The organism is uncultured Brevundimonas sp. (assembly GCF_963977465.1).
Lineage (GTDB): Bacteria > Pseudomonadota > Alphaproteobacteria > Caulobacterales > Caulobacteraceae > Brevundimonas.
On the sequence record NZ_CAXBOQ010000004.1, the window covers coordinates 1 to 13,119 of the forward strand.

Here is a 13,119-nt window from a genome sequence, read left to right on the forward strand (position 1 = left end):
GGGGGTCATGGACGAATGATCCATGCCCGCCATACCGTGACAGGCGGGCGTTTCCGCCGCAGGCGCGCCAGGTGCCGCCTGAGCCGCTGCGGCCTGGGCCGCGTGGGCGGCGTGGGCGTCAGGCGCGCTCTGGGCGGCCACGGGACCGGCAGCGAGCGCAGCCAGCAGACCGGCGATGGCGAGCGACGAAATTCGGGTTCTGGTCATGGTGTGTCTCCAGTGATCACCGCCGGATGGCCATGCCATCGGGCACGGTCTCGACCGGTCGGCTTCCTGTAGGGTCTACGCGCCGTCGCCCGTCAGCCCCCGGAAATCGCCCGCGCTGCGGCCGCATGCCGCAGAGCCGGAGCAGCCGATCCGTCAGCCTTTCAGCCGCCAGGTCGCCCCGGCGGGGCTGTCCATCACCACCACATTCAGGGCGTTGAGACGGTCGCGGATGCGATCGGCCTCGGCCCAGTCCTTGGCAGCGCGGGCGGTGACCCGTTCGGCCAGCAGGGCCTCGACCTCGACCCGCAGCGCGTCATCGACGCCGCCCTCGAACCACTGGTCCGGCGTCGACAGCAGCACGCCGAGAATGGCCCCCGAGGCCATCAGCTCGGCCTTGGCGATGCCCACCGCCTGCAGATCGCCCGCGGTCATGGCGCGCTCGATCTCGCTGGACAGGGCGAACATGGTGGCCATGGCGCCCGGGGTGTTCAGGTCGTCCGAAATGGCCTCGAGGAACTCGGGCGACGGCATGTCGCCCAGCGCCTCGACGTCTGCGGCCCGGCGCAGCGCCCCATACAGACGGTCGAGGTTCTTCTTCGACTGGTCCAGCAGGTCCTGGTTCCAGTCCAGCGGCTGGCGGTAGTGGGCGCTCAGCAGAGCCCAGCGAACCACCTCGCCCGGCATCGCCTGCACCAGATCATGCAGCAACAGGACGTTGCCGACCGACTTGGACATCTTCTCGGCGTCGACGGTCAGGAAGCCGTTGTGCATCCAGTAGCGGCTGTATTCGGCGTGGGCGTCGGCCTCATGGGCGTGGCCATGGGCGCAGACGCCCTGGGCGATCTCGTTCTCATGGTGCGGAAACACCAGGTCGATGCCGCCGCCGTGGATGTCGATCGGCAGACCCAGGGTCTCCTCGATCATGGCCGAGCATTCGATATGCCAGCCCGGACGCCCGGCACCCCACGGCGACGGCCACGACGGCTCGCCCTCTTTCGACGGCTTCCACAACACGAAATCGTGCGGATTCTTCTTGTAGGGCGCGACCTCGACCCGGGCCCCGGCGATCATGTCATCCAGATTGCGACCGGACAGCCGGCCGTAGGCCTCGTAGGACGAGACGTCGAACAGCACATGACCCTCGGCGACATAGGCGCAGCCCTGCGCCATGATCTTGCCGATCTGGGCGACGATGGCGTCCATATGATCGGTGACGTGCGGGGCGATGTCGGGCGGCGACACGTTCAGACGGGCCATGTCCTCCAGATAGGCGGCCTCAAAGCGGGCGGTGACGTCGCCGATCGGCGTGCCCTCCTTCGTCGCCCGGGCGTTGATCTTGTCGTCCACGTCGGTGACGTTGCGGGCATAGACGACACTGTCGGCCCCGTATTCCCGCCGCAGCAGCCGCACCAGCACGTCGAACACCACCGGCGGGCGGGCATTGCCGATATGGGCAAAGTCATAGACCGTCGGGCCGCAGACATAGAGGGTCACCCGCTCCGGATCGCGGGGCACAAACACGCGCTTTTCACGGTGCAGGGTATCGTGGAGCGTCAGCGTCATATTGCGGCGGCGGCCTTCAGTTTTCTTGCAGGACGGAGGGTGTCTCCCATATAGCCGGTCTACCGCAGGCGCGAACAGCCGTGCGGCGTATTATAGGGAGAGTGGCGCGCGTCCATCCGGGACCTTCGTTCCGGCGCGACTTCGCCGCCTTGAGATCGAGCATGAGCCTGACCCCCGTCAAACCCGTCCTGGTCAGTGACGCGACCCCCGTCCGCCCGTCACGCGAGACGGCGCTGGAAGCCGTCCGCACCCTGATCGCCTGGGCCGGTGACAATCCCGAGCGCGAAGGCCTGATCGACACGCCGCGTCGCGTGGTCGACGCCTATGGCGACTGGTTCCAGGGCTATGACGCCGATGTGGCCAAGGAATTGTCGCGCACCTTCGAGGACGTGCAGGGCTATGACGACATGGTGCTGCTGCGCGACATCGAGGTCGAAAGCCACTGTGAGCACCACATGGCCCCGTTCCTGGGCAAGGCCTATGTCGCGTATATCCCGACCGAAAAGGTCGTTGGGATCTCCAAGATCGCCCGCGTCGTCGAAATTTTCTCCAAACGGCTCCAGACCCAGGAGACCCTGACCCAGGAGATCGCCGCGGCCCTTGATTCGCATCTGGCCCCGGCCGGCGTGGCGGTCCTGATCGACGCCGAACACCAGTGCATGACCACCCGCGGGGTCCATCACCGGCATGTTTCAACCCTGACCACCCGCTTCACCGGCGTATTTAAAACCGATCCTGCCCTGATGGATCGCTTTCTCAAGCTGGCCAAGGGCTGATTCCTCGCCTTCTGGGGGTATTCTGCCTTTCAGGAACCAACTGAGGCCCGAGACCGCTTTACAAGCGCGTCGCATGACGCCAAGACACCATGAACATTAGGCGCAGTTCGTTGCTACTGCCGCGAACCCGAGGGAGATTTTCAGCGCATGGGCTCCAAACTTGCAGGTCCCGCCGGACAGGGCGGCAAAACCATTGCCCAGAACGCGGACATCAACGTCACGCCGTTCGTGGACATTATGCTGGTGCTTCTGATCATCTTCATGGTCGCGGCACCCATGGCCACAGTGTCCATCAGACTCGACCTGCCGCCGGCAACTCCGCCGGTCGACGGTGAGCAGAAGGATCCGGTCTACATCACCATCCAGGACTCGGGCTCGATCTTCATCGCCGAGCAACAGACGACGATCGAAACCCTCGACGCCGACGTGTGCGCTGCCCTCGGTGGCGGCGAGACCGGCGACTGCCGTGAGGAGCGCGTCTTCGTGCGCGCCCAGCCGGAAGTGAAATACAACGCGTTCATGGAAGTCATGAACAAGCTTCAGGAAAAGGGCTTCTTCAAAGTCGGCCTTCTGAACGAAGACATCACCTGAGGCGATTGCGCCCGGGCGACTGAAACAAGGCCGTCTCCTCCGGGAGGCGGCCTTTTTCTTTGCGACGGTCGACTTGACGACTTCGGGTGCCGGGCGTCCCCTCGGCCAAGGAGGTCCGCCATGATCCTGATCACCCTTGCCCTCGCCGCCCTGGTCCAGACCACACCGGTCGACTGTACCGACGCCGACCACCGGGCCTTCGACTTCTGGCTGGGTGACTGGACCGTCACCGCCGTCGCCAGCGGGACGGTCGTCGCCGACAGCCGGATCGAACCGGTCGCCGACGGCTGTGCGGTCCAGGAAACCTACCACCAGACCGTTGGCCCCGGCGGGACCCCGACCGACTATCGCGGTCACAGCTACAGCGCCTTCGACGCGATCGACGGGGTCTGGCGGCAGTTCTATGTCGACTCGACCGGCTCGGTCTCGACCTTCGCCGGCGAGTCCGTCGACGGGGCCATGGTGCTGATCGCCGAGCGGGGCGAGGTATGGCAACGGATGACGGTCGCCCCGGCAGACGACGGCGCGGTACGTCAGACCGGCGAGGTCTCGCGCGATGGGGGTGAGACCTGGTCCACCGGCTATGAATTCCTCTACCGGCCCCGCTGACGCTTGATCGCACCCGCCGCGACCCCAGATGAAGGCTCCCCGCCGTCCGGAGTTTTCCATGTCGCAAACCCAGCCTGCCATCACCGTCGATGACGTCTCCATTCCCCTGCTCGGCTTCGGCACCTGGCAGCTGGAACCCGTCGACGCCCGGCGCATGGTCGCCGAGGCGCTGCGCATCGGCTATCGCCACATCGACACGGCGCGCATCTACAACAATGAGGAAGGCGTCGGTCAGGGCATCCGTGATTCGGGCGTCGATCGCGCCGACATCTTCGTCACCACCAAGATCTGGGTCGAGGATTTCGCCGCCGGCGACCTGCAGCGCGCCGCCGCCGCCTCGGTTGAGCGGCTGGGTCTGACGCCCGACCTGCTGTTGCTGCACTGGCCCAGGCCCACGCCGGACTTCATCGAGACCCTGGGGGCGCTGAACGACGCGAAGGCGCGCGGCCTGACCCGGTCGATCGGCCTGTCCAACTTCCCTTCGGCCCGGTTCCGCGAGGCCCAGTCGGTGTCGGACGCCTGGCTGGTGACCAACCAGGTCGAATACCACCCCTACCTGTCCCAGAAGACGCTGCGGGCCACGGCCGCCGATCTCGGCTCGTCGCTGACCGCCTGGTCACCGCTGGCCCAGGGCAAAATCGCCGAAGACCCGGTCATCGCCGACATCGCCCGCGCCCACGGCAAGACTCCCGGCCAGGTCACCCTGCGCTGGCTGATCCAGCAGGACGTCATCGCCATCCCGCGCACCTCGAAGGAAAGCCGCGCAGCCGAGAATTTCGACATCTTCGACTTCGCCCTGTCCGACGAGGAGATGCTGCGCATCCACGCCCTGGCCCGCCCCGATGGCCGAATCGGCGACTGGCTCGACAAGGCCTTCGTCTGGGATCAGGATTGACGGCAGGGCGGCACCTGACCCGCTCGAGGAACGCCAGGGAGGCAGGCCGATGGGCTCGATCCACCGGTTTCCCGGACTCGATCCGGCCGACGTCGCCATCGGCACACGGCTGAAACAGTGGCGGCGGGTGCGCGGCCTGGGCACCGACGCCCTGGCCGAGGCCCTGTCCCTGTCGCCCGAACAGATTCGGCTGGCCGAGGCCGGCCGCGCCCATCTGAACAGTCTGCAGATCGCCGCCGCCACCGCCTGCCTCAGCCTGCCGCTCTGGGCGCTGATGTCGGATGTTCCGGCTTATTAGTCGGTCGACAGATCGACCTGCCCGGTGAGACCGTCGTACATCATCCGGTAGTGCCGTAGGAACGTCCGGCCAAGCAGTACGCGATGCGGCTGGGCACCTTCCGCCAGTTTGACACCCGTGAATTGCTGAAACAGAAGCTGATTCAAGGCCGGGACATACAGCCTTGCCGTATAGATCAGCGCCGCGTGACGACCTCCGACGCCACTGATGACGCCCTTTTCTGTCACGGGCAGCCGCAACTCCTGGGCCAACAGCTCATCAATGCAGTCTCCAACCGCGCCGGTGTCGATCAGGGCCTTGATCCGCTTGCCGGCCAAATCCGGCGGATCGGCCGGCTGCGCGCGCGATTTCCGTCCGATGTCGACGCGAACAGTCGGGCCGACCTGAACGAGCAAATCAGCGGCGGACAAGCCACCGAAACCGGATCTAAATCCAACCGACTCCTCAGGCATCAGCGCGAGTAAAAACCATTCCCCCGGTCAGTTGAACCTGCGGCGGAGCGCCTACCTGCCGGATGAGAAAAGGCCCGGAGTCGAAGCGATCGATGGCGTCAGACGCTGCAGCATCGAAATCGGGGTAGACGTCGATGAGATGACCGTCGTGGAAAACGACCCACTCCAAACGATGATGGGCCTCAAGATCAGGCCGCATATGTTCGAAGGCTGAGATGTCCTGGCTCAAGACACTCATGGGCATACTCGCTTGCGCATGGCCGGAAACTCCGCGTGCTCGACTCGGTCCCGATAGCAGACACCACGGATGATGCCCGAGTCGCTGCAATTTGGGTTAACGGCCGTTAACCGTTGTGGACGGATCGACTAGTGACAGAAGGCGGTTCGCCACCTAATCCACCTGCATGGCCTACAAATCCCTGCGCGACTTCATCGCCATGCTCGAGGCCGAGGGCGAGCTGGTGCGGGTCACCGAGCCGGTCTCGACCGTGCTGGAGATGACCGAGATCCAGACCCGGCTGCTGCGTAACGGCGGCCCGGCCGTGTTGTTCGAGAAGCCGGTCATGGCTGACGGCTCGATCAGCCCGATCCCGGCGCTGGCCAATCTGTTCGGCACGGTGAAGCGCGTGGCCATGGGCGTGACGCTGGACAACAAGGAACGCACCACCGCCGCCGAGCTGCGCGAGGTCGGCGAACTGCTGGCCTTCCTCAAGAACCCGACCCCGCCGCGTGGCCTGTCCGACGCGGTCGAGATGCTGCCGCTGGCGCAGAAGGTCATGGCCATGCGGCCGAAGGTGGTGAAGTCCGCCCCGGTGCAGCAGGTGGTGCTGAAGGGCGACCAGATCGATCTCGGAGCCCTGCCGGTTCAGACCTGCTGGCCCGGCGAGCCCGCGCCGCTGATCACCTGGGGTCTGGTGGTGACCAAGGGGCCCTCAGACGCCCGCGAGGATGATTTCAACCTCGGCATCTACCGGATGCAGGTGCTGGGCAAGGACCGCTGCATCATGCGCTGGCTGGCCCACCGCGGCGGGGCCCAGCACTATGCCCGGCACCGCAAGGTCCGCCCCAAGGAGCCCCTGCCCTGCGCCGTGGTACTGGGGGCCGACCCGGGCACCATCCTCGCCGCCGTGACCCCGGTGCCGGACACATTGTCGGAATACCAGTTCGCCGGTCTGCTGCGCGGAGCCAAGGCCGAGCTGGTCGCCTGCAAGACCGTGCCCCTGATGGTGCCGGCCCAGGCCGAGATCGTTCTGGAAGGCCACGTCCTGCTGGACGAGCATGAGGACGAGGGTCCCTACGGCGACCACACCGGCTACTACAACTCGGTCGAGAAATTCCCGGTCTTCCAGATCAGCGCCATCACCATGCGCAAGGATCCGATCTATCTGACCACCTTCACCGGCCGCCCGCCCGATGAGCCCAGCGTGCTGGGCGAGGCCCTGAACGAGGTCTTCATCCCCCTGCTGCGGGCGCAATTCCCCGAGATCACCGACTTCTGGTTGCCGCCCGAGGGCTGCTCCTACCGCATCGCCGTGGTGTCGATGAAGAAGGCCTACCCCGGCCATGCCAAGCGGGTGATGCTGGGCGTGTGGAGCTATCTGCGCCAGTTCATGTACACAAAATGGGTCATCGTCGTGGATGACGACATCGACGCCCGCGACTGGAAACAGGTCATGTGGGCCATGGCCACCAAGATGGACCCGGCCCGCGACATCACCCTGATCGAGAACACCCCGATCGACTATCTGGACTTTGCCAGCCCCGAAAGCGGCCTCGGCTCCAAGATCGGCCTCGACGCCACCGACAAATGGCCACCCGAGACCAAACGCGAATGGGGCGAGGAAATCCGCATGGACGAGGCGGTGATCGGCAAGGTCTCCGACATGTGGGACCGGCTGGGTTTGCCCGGTGACGGGAAACCCATCTGGAAATAACGGCCAAGGGGCCTATGGTCCCGGATCGTTCCGGTCAGTCCGAGGTTTATCCATGCGTCATCTCGCCCTGCTGGCCGCCTTTTCAGTAATGTTTGTGAGTCCCGCCATGTCGCAGAGTTCCGCCTCGCCGTCCGTTTCCAACACCGCGCCGTGGGATCAGGCCTTCCTGCCCCCGGCTCCGGCATGGGACGGGGCCAGCCGGGCACTGCTGGTCGACGACAGCCATCCCTGGGTCACCGATTTCGAGCTGGACCCCGCGCATGATTTCAGCCCCAACTATGCCGACACCCGCGCCTGGTTCGACCGGCTCGACGCGGCCTCGGACCTGATCCGCATCGAACAGTTCGGCGTCTCGCCCGAGGGGCGACCGATCTATGCGGTGATCGCCTCCAAGGACGGCGCGACCTTTGACCCGGCCAAGCCGGTGTTGATGGCCCAGGCGGGTATCCATCCGGGCGAGATCGACGGCAAGGACGCGGGCATGATGCTGCTGCGCGACATGGCCTTCGGCGACAAGGGTGGCCTGCTGGACAAGGTCAATCTGATCCTGATCCCGATCCTGTCGGTCGACGGCCATGAGCGGGCCAGTGCCTATTCCCGTCCCAACCAGCGCGGACCCCGCACCCAGGGCTGGCGCAACACCGCCACCAACCAGAACCTGAACCGCGACTACATCAAGCTGGACCAGGTCGAGATGCAGGCGGTGCGCGGTCTGGTGCTGAAATACCGGCCCGACCTCTATGTCGACATCCATGTCACCGACGGCATGGACTACCAGTACGACATCACCTTCGGCTTCAACGGCGAGAACGGCGTCTGGTCGCGCAGCCCGGCCATCGCCGGCTGGCTGGACGCCACCTTCAAGCCCGGCATCAACGCGGCGCTGGAGGCCGAAGGCCACATCCCGGGCGAGCTGGTGTTCGGCACCGATGAGGCCGATCCCCGTGCTGGCCTGTCCGACGGCGGTCTGGGCGAGCGCTTCTCCAACGGCTGGGGCTCGGCCGCCCACGTCCCCGCCATCCTGATCGAGAACCACAGCCTCAAGCCCTATGAACAGCGGGTGCTGGGCACCTATGTCTTCCTCGAAGAGTCGATGAAGCTGCTGGCCGCCAACGGCCCCGCCCTGCGCGCCGCCGTCACCGCCGACCGCGCCCTGCGTCCCGCCGAAATCCCGACCAATTTCGTGCCCGAGGATGAACCGTCGGCGACCCGCGCCTTCAAGGGCATCACCTATGAGATGTACGACAGCCCGGCGCTGGGCCAGCCGGTCGTGCGCTGGCTGGGCCAGCCGGACCCGGAGCTGTGGTCCCTGCCCTTCTACGGCTCGAAGCCGTCGCTGATCCTGCAGCGGCCGGTGGCCTACTGGATCCCGGCCTACCGCGCCGACCTGATCGAACGGCTGAAGATGCAGGGGGTCGAGATGGAGACCCTGACCGCACCGCGCACCGTGTCGCTGGACATGCTGCGCCTCAACGATCCCAAGCTGGCGACCCGCGCCAATGAGGGCCACGTCCAGGCCAGCGTCACCGACGTCAGCGTCGAACGCCGCAACCAGACCTTCCCCGCCGGTTCGGTGCGGGTGCCGACCGACCAGCCGCTGGGCGATATCGTGGTCCTGCTGCTGGAGCCGCAGTCCAGCGAGAGCTTCTTCGCCTGGGGCATGTTCACCGAGGTGCTGAGCCGGGTCGAATATATCGAGCCCTATGCCATCGCCCCGCTGGCCGAGGCCATGCTGGCCGCCGACCCGGCCCTGAAGGCCGAGTTCGAGGCGAAGCTGGCCGCCGATCCGGCCTTCGCCGCGGACGGCAATGCGCGCCTTGAGTGGTTCTACGAGCGTACGCCCTTCCACGACGACCACTACCGGCTCTATCCGGTCGGTCGGGAGACCTGATCATGCCCGCCACCCACCCGATGGAGATGATGTCCGCCATACAGGCCGCCGGGCTGTGGGCCGGGGTGCTGATCCTGATCCTGCTCGCCCTGTCCGGTCTGGTGGTGCGGCGGCGGCAGCGGCACCAGATCGCCTTCGGTGACGCCGGCAATGTCGAGATGACCGCTGCGGCCCGCGCCTTCGGCAATGCCAGCGAATACATTCCCGCCGGTTTGATCGCCCTGGTCCTGCTGGCCCTGATCGGGGCCCCGGCGGTGCTGATCCACGCCATCGGGGTCACCCTGGTGGTCGGCCGCCTCGTGCATGCGCTGGGGCTGGTGTTGCAGACGGGGCCGTCGCTGGGCCGGGTTCTGGGCATGCTGATGACGTGGATCGCCCTGCTGGTCGGGGCCGTCTCCCTGATCGCCTTCGCGGTGATCTGAACCGGCCACGACCCCCATGGTTGCGGTGCAGCAGGGGGTCGGCCATATCGGGGTATGTCCAGTGCTTCCCCGTCGACCGCCACCATCCCCGCTGACCTGCTGCCCGATCTGGTCGCCGCCGCCCTGAGGGCCGGAGCCGACGCCGCCGAGGCCGTCTCGGCCGAGAGCGCGGCCCTGTCGGTCGGGGTCCGCAACGGCACGCTGGAAGAGGTGGAACGCGAGGAATCGCGCGATCTGGGCCTGCGAGTCTTCATCGGCAAACGACAGGCGACGGTCTCGGCCTCGGACCTGTCCGACGCCACCCGCAGCCGACTGGTCGAACGCGCCGTGGCCATGGCCCGGCTGGCCCCCGAGGATCCGTATTGCGGCCTCGCCCCGCAGGACCGGCTGGCGCGCGGCCCCTTCCCCGATCTGGACCTGTTCGACGGCACCCATCGCACGGCCGCCGAGCTGGAAGCCGCCGCCGTCGCCACCGAGGCCGCCGCCATGGCCGTCGAGGGTGTCGCCCGCTCCGAGGGCGGTCACGCCTCCAGCTCGACCAGTCGTTGGCGGCTGGTCACCTCCGACGGGTTCGACGGGGCCTATCACGGCTCGGGCTTCGGCCTCGGGGTCGGGGTCATCGCCGAAAAGGACGGGGCCATGGAGCGCGGTGGCGAACACCGCCACACCCGCCACCTGTCCGACCTGCCCGGGGCCGACGCCATCGGGGCCGAGGCCGGCCGCCGCGCGGTGGCGCGCACCGGCCCGCGCAAGATCGCCTCGATGACCGCCCCGGTCATCTTCGAAAACCGCATCGCCGGCCAGGTGATCTCGCCCCTGCTCGGCGCGATTTCCGGTCCATCGATCGCGCGCGGCTCGTCCTTCCTCAAGGACCGGATGGGTCAGGCCGTGCTGCCCTCTGGCGTGCATCTGATCGACGATCCGTTCCGTTCGCGTGGCCTCGGCTCGACCCCGTTCGACGACGAGGGCGTGGCGGTCAAGCGGCAATCAATCATTGACGACGGCGTGCTGACGACCTGGCTGATGAACCATGCCGCCGCCGCCCAGCTGGGTCTGGCCTCGACCGGTCACGCGGCCCGCGGCCTGGCCGGACCGCCGGGAGTCTCGACCCACAATCTGCACATGGAAGCGGGCGAACGCGACCTGGCCGGACTGATGGCCGACGCCGGGACCGGCCTGCTGGTCACCTCGATGTTCGGCCCGTCGCTGAACCCCAACACCGGCGACTGGTCGGCGGGAGTCTCGGGCTTCTGGTTCGAGGCCGGCGAACTGGCCTATCCGGTCAGCGAGGTCACCGTGGCCGGCAAATTGCCCGACATCTACCTGCGTCTGGTGCACGGTTCGGACCTCGAATTCCGCAGCTCATTCAATGTGCCGTCCCTGATGTTCGACGCCCTCGCCATCGCGGGAAAATGACGACTTACGGCGATAACTTCATTCAGGACCTTAACCTGATCCGCGACGCCGCCCGCGCCGCCGGCGACCTGGCCCTGGCCGAGCGCGAGCGCGGACTGAAGATCTGGTCCAAGTCCGACCGCTCGCCGGTGACCCATGCCGACATGGCCGTCGACGCCCTGCTCAAGGACACCCTGCTGGGGGCCCGGCCCGACTACGGCTGGCTGTCGGAAGAGACCGCCGACAGTCCTGAACGTCTCACGCGCGAGCGCATCTTCATCGTCGATCCGATCGACGGCACCGTCGCCTATATGAAGAACACCCCGTGGTGGTGCATTCCTATCGCCGTGGTCGAGAACGGTGTGCCGATCGCCGCCGTGATCCACGCCCCGGCCCTGAACGAGACCTTCGTCGCCACCCGCGGCGGCGGGGCCTTTCTCAACGACCGGCCGATCACCGCCTCGGACGTCACCACCCTGGACGACGCCTCGGTGCTGGCCGACGCCCGGCTGCTGGAAGGGCCGATCTGGCCCGAGCCGTGGCCGGTGATGCGGTTCGAAAAGCGCAACGCCATCGCCTATCGCATGGCTCTGGTCGCCGCCGGGGCGTTCGACGCCGCCATCGCCCTGAGGCCGAAATGGGACTGGGACATCGCCGCCGGGGCCCTGATCGCCGAGGAGGCCGGTGCCAAGGTCAGCGACCACCACGGCCGCCCATGGCTGTTCAACCGCCCCGATCCGCGCCAGAGCAGCCTGATCTGCGCGGCCCCGGCGCTTCACCCGTTGATCGTGCGGCGTTGTGCGCCTATCCCGCTCGCAGACTGACCCACCTTCCGGACCCTTCGCATGACCGCTCCCGCCGAAACCGACTCCCCGCAGCTGCTGCACCTCGTCATCGGCGGCGAACTGCGCCACCTCGACGCCCCGGTGTTCCGCGACCTGTCCAAGGTCGAATTCGTCGGGGCCTATCCCAGCTATGGCGAGGCAAAAAAGGCGTGGAAGGCCCGGGCCCAGGCCACAGTCGACAACGCCCACATGCGCTATTTCATCCTGCACGCGCACCGGATGATCGACCCGCGCGGCGATGCCCACTAGAGCTGACCCGATCCTTCGGGAACGGTCGTGCGATTGAAGCACTACCGTTGCACGATCGCGTGACTGCTGGAGCTAGCCCGATGACCGTTTTCGGCCAAACCCTCGGTGGACAGGAACTGTTTGCCCTCGCCTCGCTGCTGACGCTGCTGGTCTTCTGGCTGTTCGTCCTGCCGCGTGAGCACGCCTACGGCCGCTGGTTCAAGCGCTGGGAGGCCGAACGCCGCGCCCGCCGTCTGGGCCAGGAAGAAGAACCGACCAGCCCGACCGGCAAGCCGCGCGGGCCCTGGGGCTGAGCCCTATTCCCGGCGCAGCAATTTCTCGGTCAGCAATGTGCCCCACCAGCCCGCCTTGAACTCGGCCCGGATCGCCTTGGGATCGTAGGCATCGCTGTCGATCCAGTCGATAAAACTGACTCCGGTCGGTGCGACCTCGCGCAGGTATTTCTCCAGCGTATAGTCCAGCACCCCGGTCAGCCCCTCGCGGTGGTGCAGATACTTTTTGGACAGCTGACCGATGGCCTCGGACATCGGCTCGCCCAGATGGAAGTGGCGATAAAAGACCGCCATCATCCCGGCCCGGTCCGCCCCCGACTTGCAGTGGATCAGGGCCGGGTATTCAATGGTTTTGAACAGCTCACGGGCCCGGTGTACCCGGTCCTTCTGCGGCGGATCGCGCGAATCCAGCGGCGCGCTGATCAGCGTCAGGCCCAGCCGTTCGCAGGCGTCCTTTTCCAGTGCGAACCACGCCTCGTCGCGCTCGCTACCGCGCAGGTTGATGACGGTCCTGATGCCCTGCCGCTGCCAGTGCGCCAGCTGACGCGGTGACGGCTGGTTGGTGCGCACCAGATCAGGGCCCAGCCAGTGGGCGTTCATGAACCAGACCCGCAGAAAGGCGTGGTCCTTCCAGACATAGTCCCAGCCCGCCTTGAGACGGCCGGTCCGGGTGGTGAGATCGTAGCGGGTCATACACAGCGGGATAGCGGGTCCTGCCCT

17 protein-coding genes are annotated in these 13,119 nt (G+C 66.7%); 12 read left to right on the forward strand and 5 right to left on the reverse strand.

Features of this window, described 5'->3' with window-relative positions:
- Together AAC067_RS09125 and cysS are read right to left on the reverse strand one after the other, a co-directional pair.
- A partial coding sequence (locus AAC067_RS09125; RefSeq protein WP_339931739.1) for a hypothetical protein occupies positions 1–207 on the reverse strand: 207 nt, incomplete at its 3' end.
- 153 nt (positions 208–360) lie between these two features.
- Positions 361–1,770, reverse strand: coding sequence for a cysteine--tRNA ligase (gene cysS / locus AAC067_RS09130; protein WP_339931741.1), 1,410 nt, complete (start codon positions 1,768–1,770; stop codon positions 361–363).
- Positions 1,771–1,931: 161 nt separating this feature from the next.
- Here cysS and folE point away from each other — a divergent pair, with 161 nt between their 5' ends.
- The 5 genes from folE to AAC067_RS09155 all read left to right on the forward strand — a co-directional run bounded on the left by folE (position 1,932) and on the right by AAC067_RS09155 (position 4,939).
- Complete coding sequence (folE, locus tag AAC067_RS09135) at positions 1,932–2,546, forward strand: GTP cyclohydrolase I FolE (protein WP_339931743.1); 615 nt, start codon at positions 1,932–1,934, stop codon at positions 2,544–2,546.
- Positions 2,547–2,693: 147 nt separating this feature from the next.
- Positions 2,694–3,137 carry a biopolymer transporter ExbD gene (locus AAC067_RS09140; protein WP_339931745.1) on the forward strand — a complete coding sequence of 148 codons (444 nt, stop codon included), beginning with the start codon at positions 2,694–2,696 and terminating at the stop codon, positions 3,135–3,137.
- A 120-nt stretch (positions 3,138–3,257) separates the two neighbouring features.
- Positions 3,258–3,746 carry a hypothetical protein gene (locus AAC067_RS09145; protein WP_339931747.1) on the forward strand — a complete coding sequence of 163 codons (489 nt, stop codon included), beginning with the start codon at positions 3,258–3,260 and terminating at the stop codon, positions 3,744–3,746.
- Between the two features lie 58 nt (positions 3,747–3,804).
- The gene (locus tag AAC067_RS09150) at positions 3,805–4,641 is read left to right on the forward strand and encodes an aldo/keto reductase (RefSeq protein WP_339931749.1); all 837 of its coding nucleotides are present in this window, start codon (positions 3,805–3,807) and stop codon (positions 4,639–4,641) included.
- A gap of 49 nt (positions 4,642–4,690) precedes the next feature.
- On the forward strand, positions 4,691–4,939 hold the full coding sequence (locus AAC067_RS09155) for a helix-turn-helix domain-containing protein (protein ID WP_339931751.1): 249 nt from the start codon (positions 4,691–4,693) through the stop codon (positions 4,937–4,939).
- Here the strand turns inward: AAC067_RS09155 and AAC067_RS09160 are convergent.
- Positions 4,936–5,349: a retroviral-like aspartic protease family protein gene (locus tag AAC067_RS09160; protein ID WP_339931753.1), complete on the reverse strand. Its 414-nt coding sequence runs from the start codon at positions 5,347–5,349 to the stop codon at positions 4,936–4,938. The two genes, AAC067_RS09155 and AAC067_RS09160, sit on opposite strands and share 4 nt — an antisense overlap.
- A 34-nt stretch (positions 5,350–5,383) precedes the next feature.
- Positions 5,384–5,620 carry a hypothetical protein gene (locus tag AAC067_RS09165; RefSeq protein ID WP_339931755.1) on the reverse strand — a complete coding sequence of 79 codons (237 nt, stop codon included), beginning with the start codon at positions 5,618–5,620 and terminating at the stop codon, positions 5,384–5,386.
- A 175-nt stretch (positions 5,621–5,795) separates the two neighbouring features.
- On the opposite strand from AAC067_RS09165, the gene AAC067_RS09170 reads away from it, so the two are divergent.
- The 7 genes from AAC067_RS09170 (at position 5,796) to AAC067_RS09200 (ending at position 12,420) form a co-directional block, all read left to right on the forward strand.
- Positions 5,796–7,325 (forward strand): UbiD family decarboxylase, encoded by a 1,530-nt coding sequence (locus tag AAC067_RS09170; protein ID WP_339931757.1) that lies wholly within the window; start codon positions 5,796–5,798, stop codon positions 7,323–7,325.
- Between the two features lie 52 nt (positions 7,326–7,377).
- Positions 7,378–9,216, forward strand: coding sequence for a M14 family metallopeptidase (locus tag AAC067_RS09175; RefSeq protein ID WP_339931759.1), 1,839 nt, complete (start codon positions 7,378–7,380; stop codon positions 9,214–9,216).
- A gap of 2 nt (positions 9,217–9,218) precedes the next feature.
- Complete coding sequence (locus AAC067_RS09180) at positions 9,219–9,638, forward strand: MAPEG family protein (protein WP_339931761.1); 420 nt, start codon at positions 9,219–9,221, stop codon at positions 9,636–9,638.
- 84 nt (positions 9,639–9,722) lie between these two features.
- Positions 9,723–11,054 (forward strand): metallopeptidase TldD-related protein, encoded by a 1,332-nt coding sequence (locus AAC067_RS09185; protein ID WP_339932465.1) that lies wholly within the window; start codon positions 9,723–9,725, stop codon positions 11,052–11,054.
- On the forward strand, positions 11,051–11,857 hold the full coding sequence (locus tag AAC067_RS09190; RefSeq protein WP_339931763.1) for a 3'(2'),5'-bisphosphate nucleotidase CysQ: 807 nt from the start codon (positions 11,051–11,053) through the stop codon (positions 11,855–11,857). Before AAC067_RS09185 ends, AAC067_RS09190 begins: the two co-directional genes overlap by 4 nt.
- Before the next feature lie 21 nt (positions 11,858–11,878).
- On the forward strand, positions 11,879–12,127 hold the full coding sequence (locus AAC067_RS09195) for a DUF4170 domain-containing protein (protein WP_339931765.1): 249 nt from the start codon (positions 11,879–11,881) through the stop codon (positions 12,125–12,127).
- A gap of 80 nt (positions 12,128–12,207) precedes the next feature.
- Complete coding sequence (locus tag AAC067_RS09200; RefSeq protein WP_339931766.1) at positions 12,208–12,420, forward strand: hypothetical protein; 213 nt, start codon at positions 12,208–12,210, stop codon at positions 12,418–12,420.
- A 3-nt stretch (positions 12,421–12,423) separates the two neighbouring features.
- On the opposite strand, the gene AAC067_RS09205 is transcribed toward AAC067_RS09200, so the two are convergent.
- On the reverse strand, positions 12,424–13,092 hold the full coding sequence (locus AAC067_RS09205) for a sulfur transferase domain-containing protein (protein ID WP_339931768.1): 669 nt from the start codon (positions 13,090–13,092) through the stop codon (positions 12,424–12,426).
- Positions 13,093–13,119 lie beyond the last annotated feature (27 nt).